The sequence below is a fragment of the Candidatus Enterococcus avicola genome, assembly GCF_047470845.1.
GTDB lineage: Bacteria > Bacillota > Bacilli > Lactobacillales > Enterococcaceae > Enterococcus_D > Enterococcus_D casseliflavus.
On the sequence record NZ_JBLGTY010000003.1, the window covers coordinates 136,236 to 159,626 of the forward strand.

The following is a 23,391-nucleotide window of genomic DNA, read 5'->3' on the forward strand; positions in this document are numbered from 1 at the left end:
TTTCTATGTTTCTCGATTTACTTGTGTTCAGTCCCAAGAAAACCGTCCTTTTCGTACAATGAAAGGACGGTTTTTGGTGTTAAATTTTATAGCCGATCCCCCAAACGGTTTTGATATAAGAGGACTTCTTGTGGGTATCGTGCATTTTTTCCCGAAGGTTTCGAACGTGGACCATGATGGTATTATTGGAAGACGTGTAATATTTTTCGCCCCAAACCTCTTGAAACATTTCCTCAGAGCTTACCACTTGGCCTTTTCGCTCCATCAATAATTTTAAAATGGAAAATTCGATGGGCGTCAGGGAAAGTTCTTCTTCTTGCAAGAAACATTTTCGCTTATTGACATCTAATTCCAACTCCCTCACGATCAATTTGTTTTGATCTGAGCCGTTGTATTGAGTCGAGCGGCGTATCTGAGCTTTCACCCGAGCGATCACTTCCAACGGACGAAAGGGCTTGGTGATGTAATCATCGGCACCAATTGTCAAACCAGTGATCTTATCGATTTCCTCAGATTTAGCTGTCAACATAATAATTGGGTAATGATGCTTTTTGCGGATGATTTTACACAGGTCAAAGCCTGTGATATCTGGCAGCATGACATCAAGAATCGCCAAAGAAAAGCTGTTTTGCTCGATCTGTACCTGAGCTTCATTCCCATCTGCACAAGTGATGACAGAAAAATTTTCGTTTCGTAAATAAAAGGCAATCAAATCTGAAATTTCTTTTTCATCTTCAACTAAAAGTATCTTTTCCACTCGTATTGACCTTCCTTTTCAGTTAACTGACTTTCTCGTTTTTTCATGTTGATTTGTCTCTACAGGCAATGTGACGATCATCTGAATCTCATTGTTCTTGCTAGCAGCTCGGATCGTTCCCTGATGCGCCAAAATAATTTCTTTGGCGATCGCCAATCCGAGACCTGCTCCACCTGTCTTGGTTGAACGAGCTTGATCCAGACGATAAAATTTTTCAAATAATGCCTCCAATTGTTCTTGTTCGATCGGCTCACTTTGATTCGCTAGGATAAAAGTTGCTGCTTGTTCGTCCACGGTTAGCTGCATTGTGATCGTGGTTTGATCAGGCGCATAGGCAATGGCATTTTTTAACAGATTGTTTAACACTCGCGCCAACTGTTCACTATCGGCTTTTAATTTCAAGCTCTCTGGTCCAGAGTAGCAGATGGTTTGTTCTTTTTCTTTCAGCAGCGGATAGAATTCTTCTTGGATTTGCTTCAGTAAGAAGACGAAATCAAGTTCCCGTTGATACAATTGGATGTCTTGCAGATTAAAACGGGTGATGTCGAAAAATTCATTCATCAGCGTTTCCAAACGCTCAGACTTTTCTAAAGCAATCGTCAAGGATTGCGTCATTTGTTCATTGGTCAAGTTTTTCGTATCCAACAATAGGTTGAGATAGCCGATCACTGAAGCCAAGGGAGTCTTTAAGTCATGCGCCAAATAGGTGATCAAGTCCTTGGTGCGCTGTGTTTCTTCCTTTAAAAGAGCCTCATTGCGGTTCATCGAATCTTTTATTTTTAATAATTCATGATCGATCGCTAGGCTGCCCGTCGAACTTGCTTCCGATTGAGAGAAAAAGAGCTGAATTCCTTCGGCGATCCTTGCAATTTTTTTCCTTGAAACAAAACGATAGATAAAATAGCAAATCAAGGTAACGGCAAAAACGAGGAAGAGGGAGAAAGCCAGGAACAATTGTTTAACAGGGCGCCAGTCGACAAATGTACCAAGGATCATCCCGCCTTCGCCATCACTTGATTCCACAACTTCCTGTAAAACGAGGTTTGAAAAAAAATTATCCAGCACCATTTGAATGAGTCTCGTTTCCTTTAATAGCCATAAGGCTCCTACCAATAAGAAGAAGCCAACCAGAAAAAAGACAAATGAAGAATATTTACTACGCATGAAACAGTCCTTTCTAACTCGTTCTTGATTCTTTCTTGATTATAGCAAAGAGGAGTAGGAGCGAATAGCTAATTCTTCTTAAGAATTCTTCATATTAATAAAAAAAGAATGGAAAAATTCTATTTTCTTAAGAAATCTTCAGCAGATATTAAGAGAAACGTTCAAAACGGAAATTGATTCAATGGTTAAATAAAGGTGGTCATTCGATTAACCAATCAGGAAGGTGAGATGTTTGAGAAAGCATATGAACAAATCAAAAAAGAGTTTCATGATCATCAGTAGTTTACTGATCATCGGCATTTTAGGCTGGACGAGTGCCTGGGGGATTGCTCGTCGTGAAGAACCTTCCATCACTCAAATAACTTTGCAAGATCTGCAACCGAGAGCAGATTTTTACTTAGTAGGAGTCGTTGAACCAGCAAGAACGGTTGAAGTCAAGGTGGATAGCTCAAGAGGATCAGTTGTTGAGAAAAAAGTAGAGGCAGGGGATCAAGTCAAAGCAGGGCAAGCTCTTTTTGTTTACTCTAATCCTGAGGGGGCTTTGGCCATTAAAGAAGCAGAACAGGCGACGGCAAATCGCTCGAGAGCTGTGGAACAAGCAAGACGGCAAACGAATCAAAAATGGGAACAATACAATAAGGTCACGAATCAGCTGGAGGAGACGAAACAAAAAATTGCCAGTGCGGAAGAAGAGGACAAAGAAGGGTTGGAAGATCGTAAAACCGATTTGGAAATGCAGCAAAGTCAATTACTGCTAGAAGCGCAAAACTTGGAAAGCAGCATTGGCGATGCCGAATTAGAGCTGGAACGGGCAGAATTAGAACTACGTTCAGTCAAAGAGCAACATGGCTCAGACGTCGTGGAAGCCGAAATTGATGGAATCGTTAAAGACGTGGACGAGCGACAAATGAATCGAAGCGCAAGTGAAGCGGCCCCAGAGAATCCTTTTATGACGATCGTTGATACCAGTCGGCTTTTTTTAAAAGGGACTGTGGATGAATTTCGCCGCAATCAACTTGAACCTGGTCAAAAGGTTGAACTTAGAGACCGTAATGGCGGCAGTCAGCGATGGACTGGAAAGATCACCCGAGTTGGGGATATGAAAGAGCCTTCGGTAGTGGTTGAAGAACAAGGCGCAAATCCCAATTTGTCGCAATTTAGTTTTGAAGTCGTTTTAGACGAAAGTGAAGAGCCACCTAGTATTGGTATCCATTGTTTTGTAGAACGCATTGAGGAAGAGCAAACTGCGATCAAGCTGCCCAAATCGTTCGTGTTTTATGAAGAAGATAGGCCCTTCATCTACGTCGTTGAGGACCATAAAATCAGTAAACTATCCGTGGAAATCATGGAAGATGAAACGGATGAAGCCATGTATCTGTTAGAAAGTGAACTGGATATGCAAGTGGCGCTCGTCTTCCCAACAGTTCGGATCCAAGAAGGAATGGATGTGAGACCAAATGATCCAACTGATTGATGTCTGCAAAACGTTCCCACAGGGCACTAGCGAAATTCAAGTTTTGAAAAAAATCAACTTAACAATCAATACTGGCGAATTTGTTTCCATCATGGGCCGATCAGGATCAGGCAAGTCGACCTTGATGAATATCATTGGCTGTTTAGACACGCCAACAACGGGCAGCTATCTACTCGATGGTAAAAATACCAGTCAATTGAGTGAAGATGAACTGTCCGAGATCCGCAATCAAAAAATCGGCTTCGTGTTTCAAAATTTTGAACTGTTGCCCAAACTATCCGTTTTACAAAATGCTGCCTTACCGCTCTTGTATGCTGGTGTCAATCAGGAAGAACGAACGACTCGAGCAATTCACGCCTTAGAAAGTGTCGGATTAAGGGATCGGATCGATTTTAGGATCAATCAGTTGTCAGGGGGGCAAAAACAACGAGTAGCGATCGCTCGGGCATTAGCAGGAGAAGCAAATGTGATTTTAGCAGATGAGCCGACAGGTTCTTTAGATACTGCTAATAGTCATGAGATCATGGCGCTATTTACTAAGCTGAACCATCTAGGAAAAACAGTGGTTTTGATTACCCACGAACAAGAAGTCGCGGACTATGCAAAGCGGCAAATCGTCATTAAAGATGGTGAAGTTGTTGAGGAGGGCACAAGATGACCGAAAATATTCGCTTAGCCATTCACGCAATCTACCAGCATCGTTTGCGTTCCTTGTTGACGATGCTAGGAATCATTGTCGGGATTGCCTCCATCATTTCCATTGTGAGTATCATCAACGGAAATACTGAGAACATGAAAAAGCAGCTGATTGGTGGTGATACTAACTCGATGCGGATTGAATATGACGCCAGAAGTGCTTTTTTAGCGGGCGAAAGCGGCAGAAATGATCGTTTGCCTGATTATGCCCCGCAACTATCAGAAGGAGAGCTGCAAAAGTTGCTGACCATTGATCACGCCAAGAACGTTAGCTTGTTCTATGAAGCCAATCTGACAGTTTTCCAAAGAGACCAGCAAACCGATACGACAGTGCTAGGCATGGATGGCGGGTTCTTTGAAATTTTGCCCCATACGATCCTTGCTGGCAGAGCAATGACTGAAACCGAATTGCAGACACAAAAACAAGTTGCGGTGATTACGAAAGATTTGGCGGAAATTTTTTTCTCGTATCGTGATCCTATCAATCAACTGATCGAAATCAATGGGACGCCCTTTCGCATCGTTGGCGTAGCTGTTTCTGACACGGAGCAACTGTTAGGGAAATATGTCTTCATCCCTCGAGGCAGCCAAAGTTTCGTCGAAGGAAAGCTCAACCAAAGGCCAACAGTGCTGTTTCAGGCAACGGATGCGAACGTCTTAGAATCAGCAGTCGTTCAAGCCAGCCATGAATTGACCAAGAATATTCCGCCTTCAGATTTTGTTTTTTCCATCCGCAACTATGATGAAGTGCAGAAAATGACCGATGATATCAATCGATCGAATATGATTTTACTGGGGGGAATTGCTAGCATTTCCTTACTCGTCGGTGGGATCGGTGTAATGAATACGATGCTGGTCAGTGTGACAGAGCGTACCAGAGAGATCGGTTTGAAGAAAGCATTGGGTGCCAAACGTAAAGTGATTTTGCAGCAATTTTTGACAGAAGCAATCGTTTTATCGGTGATCGGGGGGCTGATTGGCATCATCGTCGGTCTGTTGATCAGCCTGATCGCTTTGCGTCTGTTAGAGTATCCGATGACGATCTCATTGTTATCCATTTTGATCAGTGTGTCATTTTCAATGCTGATCGGTACGATTTTTGGTTACTTGCCCGCTTATAAAGCGTCGAAATTAAAACCGATCGAAGCATTACGCTATGAATAAAAGGAAGGTGTTTTTTATGATAAAAAAACAAACAGCAATTATCTTGTTTGTGGCATTACTTAGTGGTTGCGGTGTTGCTGCGAATGACCCACAGACAAACAACGACAACGTACCCATCAACAACCAAATCAATACGCCGCAAGCGCAAACACAATCGAGTCAAAGTGGAGACGAGACGCAAAATAATCACGATCAAACCGATCAGACAAAAGCGCAACAAGTGACTCAGACAGATGCAGAGCGAGCGAATGAGGAATTGGCACAAGCAGATGAAACGGGCACACTCATTCTTATTGATGGTGATCGTTTTGAGATGGAGTTGACGAACATTTCTCAAGGAACAGGGGAAGACGGCGAAGTCTTTGATATGGCGATCGCATCTGAGGAAAGATTATCCTTTACGATTACTAGCGAGACTGAGATAAAAGTAATTCTATATGATGCACAATCGCATAATTCTCGAATCGTGGAGGGGTCACGTGCGGATCTGCAGCTTGAACGATCGGTAAGTCTTTATGGGCAGCGAGTAGGGGATACCTTCATTGCCACGAAAGTCCTCGTCTTACAAATCAATTAATCGTTATGCTTAAAAGACAACGAAAACAATATTCGCCTGACAGATCACAAGATGATTTGTCAGGCGAGTGTTTATTTTCGGGTCAATTTTACCACTACTTCGCAGCGGGCGGTTTGTGGAAACATATCTACTGATTGCAGATATTTTACGTGAAACACTTTGGCTAATTGGACCAAGTCTCTTGCTAAAGTAGAAACATTACAAGATATATAGACCATCTTCTTCGGTGGTTGTTTCAGCAAAGCTTGCAATAATCGTTCATCCAAGCCTGTCCTTGGCGGATCAACAATGATGCTATCAGGTTTGAAGCCTTCATTAAACCATTTTGGTAAGAGCTCCTCAGCAGTCCCCGTTTCATAATGGGTATTTTGGGCACCAATGCGGCGTGCATTTTCTTGGGCATTTTCAATTGCTTGAGGAATAATGTCCATGCCGCGGACTTCTTTGGCATAAGGAGCCACGCTCAACCCAATCGTTCCCACACCGCAATAGGCATCAACGACTGTTTCATTTTTGCTCAAGTCAAGGGCTTTTAACCCTTCTTGATACAAGATGCTGGTTTGCTGTGGATTCAGCTGGAAGAATGCGCGGGCGGACAAGTCGAAGGTCAGTTCATTCAACCGTTCTTCGATCGCTTCTTTGCCCCAAAGATGAATCGTTTCCTCGCCCATGACGACGGACGTTTTTTTGTTTTGCACATTTTGCATGATGGAAACGACTTGCGGCAAGCGCTGATTGATCTCGCGAATCAGCGCATTTTTTTGCGGCAGTTTGACAGAGTTGGTAATAAACACGACTTGAACTTCGCCAGTCGCGATCCCGATACGAACCATCAATGTCCGTAGAATCCCGCTGTTCTTGCGTTCATCGTAAATCGGGATCTGGTATTTATTCAACAATTGGACGATGCCGTTGATCACTTTTTGCGTATCTTGTTCTTGTACGAGGCAATCATCAATGGCGACTAAGCGATGAGACTCCATTTCGTATAAACCCGCTTCGATTCGTTTGGTTTGACTGTTGTAACGCAATTGAAATTGTGCTTTGTTGCGGTAATGCCAAGGAACATCCATGCCTAAAGTATCCCTTAGTTCAAACTGTTGGTAGCCTTTTGGCTTAAATTTTTCAAGTGCTTGTTTCAATAGGTCTTTTTTGAAATCTAATTGTTTGTCGTAGACTAAGTGCTGCAATTGGCAGCCGCCGCACCGGTCGTAAAACTTGCAGGGTGGTTGGATGCGATCGCTGCTTGGCTTGATGATTTTGGTCATCTTGGCTTCAGCAAAGCGGGGAGATGCTTTGGTGACTTCGGCAATGACCTGTTCCCCCGGCAGAACACGGGGAACAAAGATGATCAGCTTTTTGTAATACCCGATGCCTTCTCCGTTGATCCCCAAGCGTTTGATCGTTAGTTGTAGTTTTTGTCCAAGCTGGACTTGTGTATTTGCCATGTGAACTCCTTAAATAAAATAGTCAGTTCATTTTACCACATTTTTTCAGCTTGATTAGAAGGAATTTCATCGTAGTTGTGGTAAAATAGAATGTACGTTCGCGAGGTGAAGAAGATGAATACAATTATTCGTATCAATAAAGGAAAAGGACCATTTTATGAAGTGGCGACATCAGAAGGTGAAACGCTGCGGGTCTCAGAAGATCTTTTGGTCCGTTTTCGGCTATTAAAAGGCAAGGAACTGAGTGAAGAAGAATTAAAAGAAATCAAAAAAAGTGCGGGGTTTGATTTAGGATTGCAGCAAGCCATGAACTATATCAGCTATCAGCTGCGTTCTGAAATGGAAGTCCGTACCTATTTGAAAGACAAAGAAATCGAAAAACAAGACCGAGACTTAGTCGTTGAACGTCTGAAAGAGTTGAATTTGATCGATGACAAAAACTACGGAGAAAGCTACATTCGCACCCAAGTCCGCATGAGTGATAAAGGACCCGTGGTCATCAGTCAGCAATTGAGAAAAAAAGGATTAAAAGATTCCGTGATTCAGGAAGTATTGCCTTTGTATACCGAGGAAATGCAGTTTGAAGTCGGTTATCATACGGCTGAAAAAGCGATGCGTCGTTTTCACAACAAAAGCCATAAAGAAATGATCCAAAAGATAAAAATGCATTTGATGCAAAAAGGTTTTCATCAGGGAGTCATTCAGATGATTTTGGATGAATTACCGATGGAAAAAGATGAGGACCAAGAAAATGAAGCGCTCCAAAGAGAAGGTGCCCGACTTATGCGGCGGCATCAGCGGTTACCGTTGATGAAACGAAAAATGAAAATCAAGCAAGGCCTTTATCAAAAAGGGTTTGCCATCGATGATATACAACGATTCTTAGATGAGGAAGTAATGGATGAGTAAGCAGTGGGAAACTTGGGATGAAGAAAAAATCAAGACGTTCCAAGAAACATTTTTAACTTGGTATCATAAAGAAAAACGCAATCTCCCTTGGCGGGCGACCAACGATCCGTATGCAATCTGGATCTCAGAGATCATGCTTCAACAAACACGAGTGGAGACAGTGATTGGCTATTTCTATCGTTTTATGGAACAATTCCCGACGATCCAAGACTTGGCGGCAGCCGAAGAACAAAAGCTTTTAAAGGTTTGGGAAGGTTTAGGTTATTACTCTCGTGCCCGTAACCTTAAGGCTGCCGCCCAGCAAATCGTTGCCGAATTCGACGGAGAAATGCCCCAATCAATTGAAGAGATTCGCTCATTAAAAGGAATTGGTCCCTACACAGCTGGAGCCATTGGCAGTATTGCTTTTGGCTTGCCAGAACCGGCAATCGATGGAAATGTGATGCGGGTCGTCAGTCGGTTATTTTGTATCGAAGCAGATATTGCGAAAGCCAGCAGCCGAAGACCATTTGACGAGGCGATGAGAACAATCATTTCCCCCGATGAACCTGGTGAGTTTAATCAAGCCTTGATGGATCTTGGCTCACGAATCTGTACACCCACTACACCGAAATGTGAAGAGTGTCCCATCAGTCAGTATTGTCTTGCTTATGCGGAGAATCGACAAACAGACTTTCCAGTGAAATCGAAAAAAGCAAAGCCAAAAGATGTCTATTACATCGCAGGCGCCATCGAAGATCAAGGCTCGTTTTTACTCGTGCAGCGACCTGAAACAGGCTTATTGGCTTCTATGTGGCATTTTCCTTTGGTAGAAGTGACGAAAGAACAGTACGAGGCTCTGCAGCGAACATGGGCAAAAGAGGAGCAGCTGCAGTTGGATTTGATTGCCGAAGATGATGCGCTCGAAATTTTTCCTGATCTGCCTGTCGTTTGGCAAAAACGACATTTTGGCGAAATCACTCATATCTTTAGTCATTTGAAATGGCACGTCCTTTTATTTTACGGCAGAAAACGTGGAGAGCTCACGTTACAAGACAGCGAATGGGCAGCAAAAGAATCCTTTCAAAACTATGTTTTCCCAAAACCCCAGCAGAAATTGGTGGATCAATTAAAGAAATATCAGAAACTCGATAAAGATTTCTAGGCAAAGCTTTCTTTTATTGCTATAATATTAACGATGTCGGTGTAATGAACACCCAAACAAAACGCAAGTTTTCTTGCTGAGGGAAGGGTTGCTATGCGAGTTCCAAAAGAAGGAGAGTTTGTCAGCATTCAAAGCTACAAACATGACGGCAATTTGCATCGAACGTGGCGGGATACGATGGTCTTAAAGACCAGTGAATTCTCAGTGATAGGGGTCAACGATCATACATTAGTGACCGAATCAGATGGAAGACGCTGGGTTACCCGTGAACCAGCAATTGTATATTTTCATAAAAAATACTGGTTTAATGTTATTGCAATGATTCGAGAAAAGGGGGTTTCCTATTATTGTAATCTTGCTTCACCGTATTTACTTGATGAAGAGGCATTGAAATATATCGATTATGACCTTGATATCAAAGTATTTCCTGATGGCGAGAAACGTTTACTAGATGTGGATGAGTATGAATTGCACAGTAAGATTATGCAATATCCGCAAGACATTGATTTTATCTTGAAAGAAAATGTCAAAATTTTAGTAGATTGGATCAATAATGGCAAAGGACCCTTTTCGCAAGGGTATGTGGACATTTGGTATGATCGCTACAAGCAGTTGTCTCAAAAATAAGTGAAATGGGTCGGATCGCTCATTTTTCCCGAGAAACTTCAACCATTTCGGTTGAAGTTTTTTTGTGCTGTGAGAGGGTTGCTTCTAGCAGTTGCCTTTAAGTTCTGTTTAAGCTGCTAGTCCCATGATAGAAAGACCAAGAAAAAAGTGGGGGAAGCAAATGAAGAAAAAAGGGAAGCTTGTTATCGGTACTACCATGATTCTACTTTTTGCGGCAGGTTTTGCTGTGTTGAGAAATGATCATTTTGTTCAAGAAGAGACCCAAGAAAGCACGGCTCAAACCGAGTCGGACGCTCAAGCAGAAGAGGTCGCACAAACGGCAAGCATGGTCCAAATTTACGTGGATCCCTCAGAATACGATGCAGCGATTGAAAGTGAGAACGATTATGTATCGATTTATCAGACAACAAGTCAAGAAACCGTCATCGGGAAGATCCACCGTGGAAGTTGGGCAACCGTACTTAGTCAAACAGAAGAGATGGTTGAAATCCAAACAGACGATGGAATAACAGGTTACATTGAAAAGCATTCTGCATCCATCCAAGAAGTTCCACTTTCGGAGACTCCAATAAAATTGTCAGACTTTAAAGTCGTTCTTGATGCGGGGCACGGCGGCGAAGATTCTGGGGCACTGTCAACGGATCAAACGATCATGGAAAAAGATTTGACGTTAGCCACCGTCCAAACCATCGGCGAAGTACTGACCCAAGCGGGAATTCAAGTCAGATATACACGCACCGAAGATCGCTATTTAGCGCTGTCTGAAATTACTGCAGCTTCACTCTCGCAGGAACCAGATCTATTTATCAGCATTCATTTCGACAATTCAGAGCTACCAAACAGCAATCAAGGACTGACAACTTACTATTACTATACTGGGGCAAAAGAGATGGCAGAAACGATCACTTCCAGTTTGAGTAGTTCAGTGGCATTGAGTTCCAACGGCACTCGTTTTGGTAACTATTATGTTTTACGAGAGCAATATATTCCAGCAGTTTTGTTGGAGTTAGGTTATTTGAACAGTGACACTGATCTGGCAATGATTACAAGTGAAGGCTATGATCAAAGGGTGGCGCAAGCGTTGCTGACAGCGATTGAAGAGATCGTTGAAGCAGAGGAATAAAAAGCAGCGACCCCAAAACAGAGGAAGAATCTGTTTTGAGGTCGCTGCTTTAAGTAATCACTGCTCGTTAAAAGGTTTTGCTCATTTTGATATGGGGCATATCCGCGTCTAAAAAGACATCGCCTTCAGGCTGATAGCCTAACTTCAAGTAAAATTCTTTGGCAGTTAACTGTGCCCCTAACGTGACTTTTTTGATTCCTTGTTTTTGAATGAAAGCTTCCGCTCCCTCGATCAACTGCCTGCCGTAGCCTGAACATCGATGAGCAGCTGGCACCGCCATTCGCTGTAATTTCACCTCATGATCAGAGATCGGTAAAAAACGTAAGGTTGCGACTGCTTCATTGGCATCGTCATATAAGACGAAATGAACAGCCAATGCCTCATTTTCATCTACTTCTAATGCTAATGGAACCCCTTGCTCTTTTACAAACACTTGATTTCGTATTTTCAATGACGCTAAATAGATCTCACTTAGCGTATCTTTTGTTTGTGCGATATGCATAAAAAAACTCACCTCAGCTATGATTTCTCCGTTATTTTTATTAGTATACCACTTTTTTTACAAATTTCTTTTTTTTGCGGCTAAAGTCGCAAGCTTTTTTTTACAAAATCAACTATAATGTTATAAAAAAGGGAGGGAATCTTTTGTTCGACAAATTCAAACAATCAAAACTGTTCTTTTGGTCATTGGAAGCATTGGTTTTAGTGACACTCGTGTTTGTGTTAAGTAAAGTCAATTTTCTATTTGCACCGATCGGCACGTTTTTTTCTACTTTATTTGCACCAGTATTGATTGCTGGCTTTCTGTATTATTTGCTAAATCCAATCGTCCTATTTTTGATGAAAACCACAAAAATAAAACGACTGTTTGCTGTCATATTGGTTCTATTGTTATTAGTAGCAGCAATCATCTTGATTTTCGTCAGCGTTATTCCTAATCTGGTGAGTCAGATTACTTCATTGGCGGAAAATATTCCAACATTTGCCAAAAATATGGAAAGCTGGATCTCAAGGATCGCAGATGATCCATTTTTCAAACAAATCGATATCGCGCAGCAGTTAGAAAACCTAAATCTTTCTTATGGTTCTTTGCTGCAGCAGTTTCTTAGTGGGTTATCCACTAGCTTAGGATCGATCGTCAGCACGATTGCTTCCGCGACGATGATCATCGTTACAGTCCCATTCATCCTTTTCTACATGTTGAAGGATGGAGAAAAGCTAGTTCCTAATCTGAAAACAGTCTTTCCAGAAAGAAGACGCGAGCAGATTGTTGGGTTGCTAGGTGACTTAAACAAGACACTATCCAATTACATCAGTGGGCAAGCGATCGAATGTATTTTTGTCGCTACCTTCACGTTTATTGGGTACTGGATGATCGGCGTCAACTATGCCTTTCTTTTTGGGGTGATCGCAGGGGTCACAAACTTGATTCCTTATTTAGGTCCGTATCTTGGCTTGATTCCAGCAGTCTTAGTGACGGTGTTTGATGAACCGTTCCGCGCATTGCTGTGCTGTGTCGTGGTACTAGTCGTCCAACAATTAGATGGAAATGTTATCTACCCGAATGTGATCGGAAAATCATTAGCGATCCATCCATTAACGATCATCTTGGTTTTATTGGTCGCTGGAAATCTGGCAGGTTTGCTGGGAATTTTCTTAGGAGTACCGTTTTACGCAATTTGTCGGACGATCGTGGTCTTTATTGTTCGTCTGATCAAAGATGACAAAATCAAGAAAAATCAAGAACGGTTGATCGAGTAATCAATGACTGGTGTTTTTTATTGCAAAGAAAAAAACTTTGTGATAGGATTTTATCGTGGGCTAAGCCCACGATTTTTTTTAGAATATGAAAAAATAAGGAGAGAATGCTATTATGAATGCTGACCCCGAGAGTCAGTCGCTTCTAGCGCAAATTTTATTATTGATCGTTTTGACATTGATCAACGCTTTTCTAGCGGCCTCTGAGATCGCAGTCGTCTCAGTCAACAAAAACCGTGTGGAGCAAAAAGCGGAAGAAGGAAATGTCAAATCACAAAAATTATTGAAAATCATTGATAATCCAACAAATTTCTTGTCAACGATCCAAGTTGGGATTACCTTGGTGAATATCTTATCTGGGGCATCTCTGGCAGATACCTTGTCGACCCGTCTGGCACCTTTATTAGGTGGAGGAACGGCGGCTAAAAGCTTAGCGAACATTATCGTTTTAGCGATCTTGACCTATGTGTCGATCGTTTTCGGTGAGTTGTATCCAAAACGTATCGCCATGAACAAATCAGAAGAAGTTGCCCAGTTCACTTCTGGTGTGATTCGAACGATCGGGATTATTGCAAAACCCTTCGTCTGGTTCTTATCTGCTTCAACAAGCTTATTGGCGCGGATCACTCCAATGGAATTTGACGATGAAGACACAAAGATGACCCGTGATGAAATGCGGTATATGTTGGAAACAGAAGGAGTCTTCGAAGAAGATGAATTAGAGATGCTGCAAGGGATCTTTTCATTAGATACGAAAGTCGCCCGTGAAGTCATGGTTCCCCGAACCTCTGCCTTTATGGTGGATATCAATGACTCAGTAGAAGAAATTTTGACTGAAATTTTAGCAGAAAATTATTCTCGTATTCCTGTATATAATGAAGATAAAGACAAAGTCGTTGGGATTTTGCATACCAAAAACCTTTTGAAATGTGCCTACAAATACGGCTTTGAAACAATGGACATCAAGCAGATCTTGCAAGAACCACTGTTTGTTCCAGAAACAGTCTTTATCGATGATTTGCTTTATGAATTAAAGAAAACCCAAAACCAAATGGCGATCTTGCTTGATGAATACGGCGGAGTCGTTGGGTTAGTTACGTTAGAAGACTTGCTTGAAGAAATCGTCGGTGAGATCGATGATGAATCCGATGAGGTCGAAGAGCTTTATGAAAAAATCTCTGATAAAGAATACGTGATCCAAGGTCGGATGCTGATCGATGATTTCAATGAAGCTTTCAATATGAGCTTGCATATGAGCGACGTCGATACGATGGCAGGATACCTGATCACTGCTTTAGGAATGATTCCAGATGAAGGAGAAAAACTTTCCTTTGAAGTGGATAACGTGAAATTGATTTCTGAAGAAATGGAAGGATCACGTGTCTTGAAGATCCGTGTAATCTTCCATGATCCAGAAGAAGGCGAAGTGGAACCAGAAGAAGAACGCCGCTATTTCCGCAAAGATTTTGAGGAAGATGAGCCTCGCCGTTAAAGTTCCGCATGAATGAAATGAGAAAGACCAAGGCAACTGCTTTGGTCTTTTTTGTTCCTTTTTTTTACTTATTCCCCTTGATTTGTTTGTAAGAAACGGTTACGATAAATCTAATCAATAATACAGTTTAAAAACAGATAAAAAAACACTTGTATCTTATCGTTAAGCACTTTGATTGCAATTTTCCGTAAGAAAAGCGAGAATATCCATAGAAATCTAATGAGAACGAGGGGCTTGAAATGAAATTTTACCGTATGCTTAGTGATGATATCCGTTACAATTTGGCAACTGAAGAGTATTTAATGAATAACGTAGATGTTTCGGAACCTTGTCTTCTGTTATACATACAAAAACAATGTGTTATAATCGGCAGAAATCAAAATGCGTATCAAGAGATCGATTTTGACTATTTAAGGAGTCGCAATATCGTGTTGACTCGCAGGACATCTGGCGGTGGAGCAGTTTATGACGATCTAGGCAACATGAGCTTTAGTTTTGTCACCAAAAAAGATGCCACGAGTTTTGGTGACTACCAAAGTGCAACACAACCGATCATGAAAGGCTTAGCGGCAATGGGAGCCAAGGAGGTAGAAGTACATGGCCGCAATGATCTGTTCATTGATGGGAAAAAGTTTTCTGGCAATGCGATGTATACAAAAAAAGGTCGAACGTATTCTCATGGCACATTGATGTATGATGTGGATCTAGAAGAATTAACAAAAGTCCTACACGTTGCCCAAGAAAAAATTGCCTCTAAAGCAACGAAATCCGTACGTAAAAGTGTGACGAATATCAAACCGTATTTGGCAGAACAATACCAATCAATGGATACCAAGGCATTTCGAGACACACTCCTTTGCCGAATCTATGAAGTAGAATCGATTGATGAAATCAGTGAGCAAGAGATCGTCTTGACGGATGCGGATCGCCAAGCAATCCAAACGTTGTTTGAAGAACGTTACGCGAACAATGAGTGGATTTTTAATGAAGCGCCTGCTTTTGAATGGCAAAAAAGAAAGCGGTTTGCGCAGGTTGGGATCGTTGAAGTCGATTTTACTGTCAACAAAGGCAAGATTGCAGCGATTCAAATTACCGGTGATTTTTTTGGACAAAAAGAGATCAGTGAACTTGAAGCGATGCTGCAAGGTATTGATTTTGAACAAAACACCATCAGCCGCTTGCTAAAGGATATTGCCATCGAGCAATTTATCCATCAGATGACTAACGCTGAATTTCTTGCGTTGCTGTTTGATTAGGAGGGAAAAAGATGCTAGAAGCGATCAACATCACAAAGCGTTACGATCGAAACGTCCTAGATGGTCTTTCTTTTGCTGTTCAGCCGGGGGAAATTGTTGGGGTCGTCGGCAAAAGCGGCTCGGGGAAATCAACGTTGCTTCGGCTTTTGAACTTAATTGAGACACCTGACAGTGGGGAGCTGCTCTTTGACGGGAAACGAATCGATCCCTTAAACAAAAAGCAACTGCTACATGCGCAGCAGGAAATCGGCATGATTTTTCAAAATTACAATCTGCTACACAATCGAACCGTTTTTGAAAATGTCTATTTGCCCTTGAAGTTAATGGGGAAATCATCGGAGAAGGTGTTGGAGATGCTTTCATTTGTTGGGATGGAAGACAAAGCCGACATTTATCCAGCCAAGTTGAGCGGTGGGGAGAAACAACGAGTAGCTATCGCACGGGCGTTGATCCGTGAGCCGAAAATCTTGCTGTGTGACGAACCCACTAGTGCGCTGGATGAAGATACGAAAGCCGATGTACTTGCTTTACTGCAAAAAGTTCAACAGACGTTTCAGCCAGCAGTCATTTTCGTTAGTCATGAGCTAACCGCAGTCAGACAAATTTGTCAACGTGTGTTTGTATTGGAAGATGCCGTCTTTGCGGCGGAATTTGTCAATCATCCGCAGCCAATTGTCCGCAAAGAAAGCTCTTATGTGGACAAAGTGGAGAGGAGTTTGCTGCATGACGATCAGTGAGAGTATTTTGTATTATCTGCCTGAATTACTTCAGTCTTTGAAAGAAACAGCGATCATGATGGGGATTTCGATGCTCGCAGCCATTGCCTTAGGACTACCGCTAGGTGTCTGGCTCTTTCTTAGCCGCAGTCGTGGGAAAAAAATCTCATTTCTTTATGAGGGTTTGAATCTCGTTGTGACGATCATCCGCTCGTTTCCGTTTCTATTATTTGTCGTAGCGTTGATCCCACTGACGCGAATGCTTTTAGGTAGCTCATTTGGACCGATTCCCGCCAGTTTCCCTTTGAGCATCGTTGCTATGAGTATTTTTGCTCGCTTGACGGAGCAAGTACTGCTGGATGTCCCCGAAGAAGTTTCTTATTTGGCGAAATCCCTTGGCGTCAGTCAATGGCAATACGTTTGGTCGTTTTTACTGGTGGAAGCTAGAAGCGGCTTGATTTTATCTTTAACGACGACAGCAGTCAGTATGGTTTCTTATTCGACGGTGATGGGGATCGTCGGCGGTGGTGGTATCGGCGATTTTGCGATCCGCTATGGCTATCAACGCTATGAATATGGCGTCATGTATTTTGCAATTATCATCATGATTCTTTTGGTCTTTATCCTGCAAGGGATTGGCAATCAAGCAGCAAGAAAACTTGATAAACGAAAATAGGAGGAATGAAAGTGAAAAAAGGATTTGTTTTAGGATTGAGTGTATTGGCATTAGGTGTATTGGGGGCTTGCGGTACGGGTACGGATGAGGCGAGCGAAGAGAAAATCATCAAGGTCGCTTCGCAAACGACGCCAATGACCGATGTCGTAAAAGTTGCAGCGGAAGCAGTGGAAGATGGCTGGGAAATCCAGTTGGTCCAAGTCAATGACAATATCCAGTACAATGAGCTGCTGAATAATGACGAGGTCGATGCCAACTTTGCGCAACATGAACCATATATGCAAATGTATAATGAAGAAAAAGATGCAAACCTAGTGGCATTAGATAAAATCTACAACGCAAAAGTCGGTTTTTATTCCAAAGAGTATACGGATATCAATGATATTCCAGAAGGAACAAAAGTTGCATTGCCGAATGATGTGTCTAACGAAGGTCGAGCGTTAGCGATTTTAGCAGAAGAAGGATTGATCACCCTTAAAGATGGCGTTGGTGTTAATGGAACACTTAAAGACGTTACCGAAAATCCGAAAAATTTTGAATGGTTATCTGTTGATTTACTGAATCTTGCGGAAGCCTATGATGAACCGAATGTATCCTTGGTATATAACTATCCAACCTATATCGCGAAAATCGGTTTGAAACCAGCCGATGCCCTTTTCTTAGAAAAAACGATCGATGATCGCTTTGCTATCTCATTGGTTGCTCGAGAAGACAATCAAGATTCTGAAAAAATCGCCGTTTTGCGCCGTGCCATGACTAGCGATAAAGTTCGCGAATTTTTAGAAAACGACCATAGCGATACCTTATTGCCAGCATTTTAATTTATTTCCATCAAATGGAAAGAACGCCCTTTGCCTAACTCTGTAAAAGAGAGTAGTCAAAGGGCGTTCTTGTCTTTTTTTTGCTTTTTTATCACCCTTATCCATGATATACTGATTTGGTCAGAAAACTAGCGACAGTCTAAAATGGTCACTGTTCGCATTGTAAATACAAGAAATGGAGCAATAAAATCAATGGATAATCCAAAATTAAAACAACAAGTAGATAGTCGCCGTACCTTTGCGATTATTTCCCACCCGGATGCGGGGAAAACAACCATCACAGAACAATTATTATTATTCGGTGGCGCGATTCGCCAAGCTGGTACAGTCAAAGGGAAAAAGACTGGGAATTTCGCAAAGTCCGACTGGATGGAAATTGAAAAACAACGGGGGATCTCCGTTACCAGTTCTGTTATGCAGTTTGATTACCAAGGCAAACGGGTCAATATTTTAGATACCCCTGGGCATGAGGACTTTTCTGAAGATACCTACCGTACCTTGATGGCGGTGGATAGTGCGGTCATGGTGATCGATAGCGCAAAAGGGATCGAAGCGCAAACGAAAAAACTCTTCCAGGTCGTTAAAAAACGCGGTATTCCGATTTTTACCTTTATCAATAAACTCGACCGTGATGGCCGCGAACCATTAGAATTATTAGAAGAACTAGAAGATCTTTTAGAGATCGAATCATTTCCAATGAATTGGCCGATCGGCATGGGGAAAGGCTTAGAAGGACTGTATGATATCCATAACCAACGGGTCGAATTTTATCGTCCAGACAATCACGGTGGGGAACGTTTAGTTGCCCTAGATGAAAATGGTCAATTTCCTGCAGACCATCCATTTGCCGAAGATGGGCTGTTCCAACAAGTTTTAGAAGAAGTGGAACTGTTGCAAGAAGCTGGTGATGCCTTTGATACAGAAAAAATCGCACGAGGCGATCAAACACCCGTGTTCTTTGGTTCCGCCCTTACGAATTTCGGCGTGCAGACCTTTTTGGAAACCTTCTTGTCCTTTGCACCAGCGCCTTACGGTCACAAAACTTTGGCTGGTGATGAAGTCAGTCCTTATGAACCAGAAATGTCTGGGTTTGTGTTCAAGATCCAAGCAAATATGAACCCTGCCCATCGTGACCGGATCGCCTTTGTCCGTATTTGTTCAGGAACCTTTGAACGAGGCATGGACGTGACACTTGAGCGTACTGGCAAAAAAATGAAACTCAGCAATGTGACACAATTTATGGCAGACACCAGAGAAAATATTGAAGAAGCAGTCGCTGGGGATATTATCGGGGTTTATGATACGGGAAATTATCAAATCGGCGATACGATCTATGAAGGAAAACTAAAAGTTGCTTACGAAGAGCTACCATCCTTTACTCCGGAACTCTTTATGAAAGTCACTGCAAAAAATGTGATGAAGCAAAAATCATTCCACAAAGGAATCTATCAGTTGGTCCAAGAAGGGGCTATCCAGTTGTACAAGACGTATCTTAGTGATGAGTATATCATCGGTGCTGTCGGGCAACTGCAATTTGAAGTTTTCCAATATCGCATGATGAATGAGTACAATGCCGAAGTCATTATGACCCCAATGGGCCACAAGATTGCCCGTTGGATCGATCCGAAAGACTTGGATGAGCGTATGAGCTCCAGTCGTAATATTTTAGCGAAAGACCGTTTCGACCAGCCATTGTTCTTGTTTGAGAACCAATTTGCGATGCGCTGGTTCGCAGATAAGTACCCAGACGTCGAATTGAAGAGTTTGATGTAAGAGTCGTTTCCCGCGAGACTGTCTAGGTATGCGCAACATTGTACGTAAGGCTGATCTTTTTTAATTGAACGATCGTAGAAAGTCCTTTCTTATCCAAATGGATAAGAAGGGGCTTTTTTGCTGAAAACATGCTTTTGATACAGAAGGAAGGTTGCATGATTGGGGGCAATCGTCCAATGATCAGACAATTATCCTAATTTATAACCATTCTTTTAAAAGAAGATAAAATGAGTTGGAAAAAGAGCGTAGTATTAAAGGTGACCACAAGGAAATGCACTTGAAATGAATAGAAAAATATCATAGGCACATTTGATGGTTCAGGAAATTTTCACCTTGTTTGAAAGTAGGGGGAAAGCAGAGAATAGATTGCCAGTGATAGAGGTCGTTTAATCATTTGATCGAGGGACATGTTCTTTTTGTCAGATGCTACTAGTGAAGCCTTAGCTTTCTTTATCTGAGCATGAATCGGTGATTGCCCTTGAAACTTCATTTGAAGCACTTCTAACAGATGGTTTAAGTTTTCAGTTGGTGTACCATGGCTTCGGCACGCCAAAATGAATTAGTCTTATTGCTAGTCTACTAATTATCTATCTATCGATTTTGCTAAAGCAAATGATTATTTATTAAATAAAAGTGTTTTCTGAAAGCAGAAAGGGGACCATGTAGTGCTAAAAAGTTTGTTATTCATTTTTTCGGTGATGTTTTTCTTTCCAACAGTAGAGGCTATGGCTGATGACGTTTCCGAAACGTTGATTTTTGATTTAAACACGATTGACTTTAAGGATGAACACTATTATTTGTTGAAAACCACACAAGATCTTCAGCTGACCGTCGATAGCAACGGCAGTGAAGGTGCTTTTGGCGTAACAATCACGGCTGTCGGGGAAGCATTTTCAGCAGAACTAAACAGCGTGAACGGATCGGAAGAGATGATCATTCAGATCGAGGATGCTGATGAAGCATCAATGATTCTTAATGTAGATGCAACATTGAACATAAAGGAATATCTTGATTCTAACTCTGAGTACTACCTATCAGTCACTTTTACAGCAATTGATGATTCAGAGACCTTTACGAAAGAGATAAAAATGAATCAGACGGATGAGGAAAAAGAAGAGATTCCGGATGAAAATCTGACAGATGAAGACCAAGACGATGGAAAACAAGAAGACGATGGCATCGAAGATGAATCCGAGAGCCAAAAGGAAGAAGCAGAATCTAATTACGACGAGCAAGCAAACTTGGAAGAAGACACCCTTGATAATGATTCTACCAAACTAGAAGATTCGATCAGTGATGTCGAGGATGAGGCTAGTGCTGAGTTTTTTTTAGGGAAGAAAAGCCAGTACGAGACAGCACCTTTTTTTTCAAAAGAAATGATCGTTGAAGAAAAAATATTTAGGCATATATCAGGAAAAACCGCTTATTTGATATGAGCGGTTTTTCTTGTCCCACTTCGGCGAGGAGATACTCAACATTACTTTAAAAAGGAAGCTATCAATAATTGATGAGCAGTGGAATAAGCAGAAACAGCACAAAAGAGAGGAACTAGCCCTCTCTTTTTCTTTTTGATTTTAAAATGTAAAAGACTGCAGCTGCCAACGCTGCAACAAGAACAAAGATGATCCAGATAAGGATTTGATTATTTGTCTGAACATCGGCAGTGTTCGTTGGACGGTTCTCTTTTTTGAAGTTATCCAAGTCTTCTTTCTCATAAGAAAAAGTAGTGGTGATCGCTTTTCTAGTTGTTTCTATTGTCAAACGGTATTCGCCTTCAATAAGTTCACTATTGTCTATTAAAGGAATCTGCATTCTTGATTTGGTTAACGGCGTTAAAAGAACGGAATCTGCTAACTTTCCAGAGGCAATTGTTTCTCCATTTGGGTTTATTAGTTCGTAGAGTGCATTGTTCAAGTTGCCTAAAATAGGATTATAGTTGAGGGCATAAAATTGTAGATTTACCGTGTCCTGAAGAGCAACAAAGGAGAAGTCTTCATAAACGACGTCTTTGAGCTCTTCCACTTCACTAAAAAATAAGTTGATAAAAATAAGTGACTCATACACAGATTTGATACCAACTGAATCTTCTGCTGTTTCAAGACCCATGATCTGACTAAAATTGATTGCCCCCATCACGGTTCCTTCACGTGCAGGCTCCTCTGGAAGAGTGATTGTAACGGTCACAAGAACGGATTCATTCGGGAGAATCTCAATTTGATCATCATCATCTAATGCTTCTGATTCGATCAATGCATAATTTGAAAAGTTATACTTATCATCTAGCAGTAAAGTCAAGTCATCGCTATAGATGATAGCCGATTCTCGTGAGAGAGCAGTAGAGGTGTAGGGCGTGACAACAATGGATGAGTCACCAGATCCAACATTTTCTAGTGTAATTTCAACAATATACGTCGTCTCCATCTCAGGAGAAATACTCAAGGTATTATCAGAAGTTTTGTATTCTGTTTCTCTCAGAGTAAGTTTCAGTGAGTTCGTCGTCTCATCGGCATTTGCATTACGGATGTTTGTATTGCTGATCAGTGTCAGTAAGAGAAGCAACACAGAAATCCTTAGAAAAGAATTTCTGTGTTTGAATGTATGATTCATGAAATTATTCCTTTTAAAATTTATAGTGATAGATTGTCACCGTTATCAGGATTACCTTCTTGTGCTCTTATTGTAATTACAGGTTTCTCATCACCTTCTTCTAATTCAGCAAATTTTTGTGCAAATTCTCGATTGATCGTAAATTTTATGTTTGTTCCTTCAGGAGTGGAAGCTGTATCAACGGGTGCAGCAGTCAAATCGTCTACTAGATTAGAGGAGTCTATTTGGATTCCATTAAAACCAACAGGTGCTTCTACAACAAAAGTAACGATTGCTGTAGAAGCAGTTAAATTGGTCAAAGTACCACCTACATTTAAGATAGTTCCTTCCACAGTTCCGTCGGTTAATAAATCTTTAGTAATCTGTACAGATTCTTCTAATTCGATGTCGTCATTAAACTCGAATGTTGCTGTTTCTTCATAGGCAAGTTCAATCGGAATCGTTTTCGAGTCAGGGACACCTGTCACAGCAAACGCGTTGACTCCTCCGGCTAACAACAAAGATGCAATGAATGTAGTACCCAAAATAACTTTTTTCATAATAAAACCTCACTTTAATTTTTGCAGATGATTTACTGCTTAAATAAAGTATACAATGATGGTGTAATAAATTATTATCCGTTTTTGCGCTATTTTTAATGAAAAAGTAGAAAGTATTTTATTAATCTGATTTTTTTATAAAATAATTTAATAAAATATTCAAGTGGTCAAATCATGTTGATTATCAAGTCGACCGATCTTTCTGTCTACGAATTATCAATTCGGTAATAATCACTATGAAAGTAAATTTGTTGCAGGGTTATATTTTGGCTTTTATTTTAAGTCAACGTCTTCTCAGAATTGAAAGAATTGTCGTTCCAACTAGGATGGGACCTAAAAAACGAAAAAAATGTTATTCGTAGTCTCTGAGAATTTGCTCTGAATCAGTTGCTGTCAGAGAAACCAGTTCTGAAAATTCATGTCTGATATTTCTATAGTGAACCCCTGCAATTCAATAAAAACCAACTTTCTATCATTTTTAAGAAACTATTTTGGCAGTAGCTTTACGCGTATGAACAGTTGCGTAGGGTGGGGATTGAAAAGTATGATTCTATTTATGCGTTCCTATTGGATAGGTATATCGAAGTTACTTATGAAAAAATATCAATTAACGTTTTCATTCAATTAGTAATCTGCACCTACAATTCTTCTAGCTTCAAGCGACAGAGAC

22 protein-coding genes are annotated in these 23,391 nt (G+C 41.3%); 16 read left to right on the forward strand and 6 right to left on the reverse strand.

From position 1 onward, the window contains the following. Positions 1 to 79: 79 nt before the first annotated feature. Entirely contained in the window at positions 80 to 757 is a 678-nt protein-coding gene (locus ACI3E5_RS04235; protein ID WP_016610236.1) for a response regulator transcription factor, read from the reverse strand. An 18-nt stretch (positions 758 to 775) separates the two neighbouring features. Next, positions 776 to 1,921, reverse strand: a complete 1,146-nt coding sequence (locus ACI3E5_RS04240; protein WP_194185285.1) for a sensor histidine kinase — start codon at positions 1,919 to 1,921, stop codon at positions 776 to 778. 244 nt (positions 1,922 to 2,165) lie between these two features. Between ACI3E5_RS04240 and ACI3E5_RS04245 the strand changes: the two genes are divergently transcribed. The 4 genes from ACI3E5_RS04245 to ACI3E5_RS04260 are packed head-to-tail and all read left to right on the forward strand — an operon-like array spanning position 2,166 to position 5,832. Then, complete coding sequence (locus tag ACI3E5_RS04245; RefSeq protein ID WP_194185286.1) at positions 2,166 to 3,395, forward strand: efflux RND transporter periplasmic adaptor subunit; 1,230 nt, start codon at positions 2,166 to 2,168, stop codon at positions 3,393 to 3,395. Continuing rightward, entirely contained in the window at positions 3,379 to 4,053 is a 675-nt protein-coding gene (locus ACI3E5_RS04250) for an ABC transporter ATP-binding protein (RefSeq protein WP_194185287.1), read from the forward strand. The genes ACI3E5_RS04245 and ACI3E5_RS04250 overlap by 17 nt, the downstream gene beginning before the upstream one ends. Next, a complete protein-coding gene (locus ACI3E5_RS04255) occupies positions 4,050 to 5,255 on the forward strand; it encodes an ABC transporter permease (RefSeq protein WP_498820867.1) in 1,206 nt (401 codons plus the stop codon). The genes ACI3E5_RS04250 and ACI3E5_RS04255 overlap by 4 nt, the downstream gene beginning before the upstream one ends. A 16-nt stretch (positions 5,256 to 5,271) precedes the next feature. Further along, positions 5,272 to 5,832 (forward strand): hypothetical protein, encoded by a 561-nt coding sequence (locus ACI3E5_RS04260; protein ID WP_015509549.1) that lies wholly within the window; start codon positions 5,272 to 5,274, stop codon positions 5,830 to 5,832. A 71-nt stretch (positions 5,833 to 5,903) separates the two neighbouring features. Here the strand turns inward: ACI3E5_RS04260 and rlmD are convergent, their stop codons facing one another. Beyond that, positions 5,904 to 7,280, reverse strand: coding sequence for a 23S rRNA (uracil(1939)-C(5))-methyltransferase RlmD (gene rlmD / locus ACI3E5_RS04265; protein WP_060792780.1), 1,377 nt, complete (start codon positions 7,278 to 7,280; stop codon positions 5,904 to 5,906). A 114-nt stretch (positions 7,281 to 7,394) separates the two neighbouring features. Here rlmD and recX point away from each other — a divergent pair, with 114 nt between their 5' ends. The 4 genes from recX to ACI3E5_RS04285 all read left to right on the forward strand — a co-directional run bounded on the left by recX (position 7,395) and on the right by ACI3E5_RS04285 (position 11,083). Then, a complete protein-coding gene (recX, locus tag ACI3E5_RS04270) occupies positions 7,395 to 8,189 on the forward strand; it encodes a recombination regulator RecX (protein ID WP_034858009.1) in 795 nt (264 codons plus the stop codon). After that, positions 8,182 to 9,333: an A/G-specific adenine glycosylase gene (gene mutY / locus ACI3E5_RS04275; RefSeq protein ID WP_016610228.1), complete on the forward strand. Its 1,152-nt coding sequence runs from the start codon at positions 8,182 to 8,184 to the stop codon at positions 9,331 to 9,333. The genes recX and mutY overlap by 8 nt, the downstream gene beginning before the upstream one ends. 93 nt (positions 9,334 to 9,426) lie before the next feature. After that, a complete protein-coding gene (gene ntdP / locus ACI3E5_RS04280; protein ID WP_005225863.1) occupies positions 9,427 to 9,960 on the forward strand; it encodes a nucleoside tri-diphosphate phosphatase in 534 nt (177 codons plus the stop codon). 160 nt (positions 9,961 to 10,120) lie between these two features. Next, positions 10,121 to 11,083 (forward strand): N-acetylmuramoyl-L-alanine amidase, encoded by a 963-nt coding sequence (locus tag ACI3E5_RS04285; protein ID WP_034868516.1) that lies wholly within the window; start codon positions 10,121 to 10,123, stop codon positions 11,081 to 11,083. Positions 11,084 to 11,150: 67 nt separating this feature from the next. On the opposite strand, the gene ACI3E5_RS04290 is transcribed toward ACI3E5_RS04285, so the two are convergent. Continuing rightward, positions 11,151 to 11,585: a GNAT family N-acetyltransferase gene (locus tag ACI3E5_RS04290; RefSeq protein ID WP_005225865.1), complete on the reverse strand. Its 435-nt coding sequence runs from the start codon at positions 11,583 to 11,585 to the stop codon at positions 11,151 to 11,153. 143 nt (positions 11,586 to 11,728) lie between these two features. On the opposite strand from ACI3E5_RS04290, the gene ACI3E5_RS04295 reads away from it, so the two are divergent. The 8 genes from ACI3E5_RS04295 to ACI3E5_RS04330 all read left to right on the forward strand — a co-directional run bounded on the left by ACI3E5_RS04295 (position 11,729) and on the right by ACI3E5_RS04330 (position 21,011). Next, entirely contained in the window at positions 11,729 to 12,844 is a 1,116-nt protein-coding gene (locus tag ACI3E5_RS04295) for an AI-2E family transporter (protein ID WP_005225866.1), read from the forward strand. A gap of 112 nt (positions 12,845 to 12,956) precedes the next feature. Continuing rightward, on the forward strand, positions 12,957 to 14,333 hold the full coding sequence (locus ACI3E5_RS04300; RefSeq protein ID WP_005225867.1) for a hemolysin family protein: 1,377 nt from the start codon (positions 12,957 to 12,959) through the stop codon (positions 14,331 to 14,333). 239 nt (positions 14,334 to 14,572) lie between these two features. Beyond that, a complete protein-coding gene (gene lplA, locus ACI3E5_RS04305; RefSeq protein WP_005225868.1) occupies positions 14,573 to 15,589 on the forward strand; it encodes a lipoate--protein ligase in 1,017 nt (338 codons plus the stop codon). Positions 15,590 to 15,600: 11 nt separating this feature from the next. Beyond that, positions 15,601 to 16,326 (forward strand): ATP-binding cassette domain-containing protein, encoded by a 726-nt coding sequence (locus ACI3E5_RS04310; protein ID WP_194185289.1) that lies wholly within the window; start codon positions 15,601 to 15,603, stop codon positions 16,324 to 16,326. Beyond that, complete coding sequence (emtB, locus tag ACI3E5_RS04315; protein WP_005225870.1) at positions 16,313 to 16,981, forward strand: metal ABC transporter permease EmtB; 669 nt, start codon at positions 16,313 to 16,315, stop codon at positions 16,979 to 16,981. Before ACI3E5_RS04310 ends, emtB begins: the two co-directional genes overlap by 14 nt. Before the next feature lie 5 nt (positions 16,982 to 16,986). Next, complete coding sequence (locus ACI3E5_RS04320; RefSeq protein ID WP_005225871.1) at positions 16,987 to 17,802, forward strand: MetQ/NlpA family ABC transporter substrate-binding protein; 816 nt, start codon at positions 16,987 to 16,989, stop codon at positions 17,800 to 17,802. Positions 17,803 to 17,994: 192 nt separating this feature from the next. Continuing rightward, complete coding sequence (locus ACI3E5_RS04325; RefSeq protein WP_005225872.1) at positions 17,995 to 19,575, forward strand: peptide chain release factor 3; 1,581 nt, start codon at positions 17,995 to 17,997, stop codon at positions 19,573 to 19,575. Positions 19,576 to 20,240: 665 nt separating this feature from the next. Further along, positions 20,241 to 21,011, forward strand: a complete 771-nt coding sequence (locus tag ACI3E5_RS04330; RefSeq protein WP_325845458.1) for a hypothetical protein — start codon at positions 20,241 to 20,243, stop codon at positions 21,009 to 21,011. Positions 21,012 to 21,123: 112 nt separating this feature from the next. Here ACI3E5_RS04330 and ACI3E5_RS04335 read toward each other — a convergent pair whose 3' ends face one another. Together ACI3E5_RS04335 and ACI3E5_RS04340 are read right to left on the reverse strand one after the other, a co-directional pair. Continuing rightward, positions 21,124 to 22,182, reverse strand: coding sequence for a hypothetical protein (locus ACI3E5_RS04335; protein ID WP_194185291.1), 1,059 nt, complete (start codon positions 22,180 to 22,182; stop codon positions 21,124 to 21,126). Positions 22,183 to 22,202: 20 nt separating this feature from the next. Then, entirely contained in the window at positions 22,203 to 22,721 is a 519-nt protein-coding gene (locus ACI3E5_RS04340) for a hypothetical protein (protein ID WP_194185292.1), read from the reverse strand. Positions 22,722 to 23,391 lie beyond the last annotated feature (670 nt).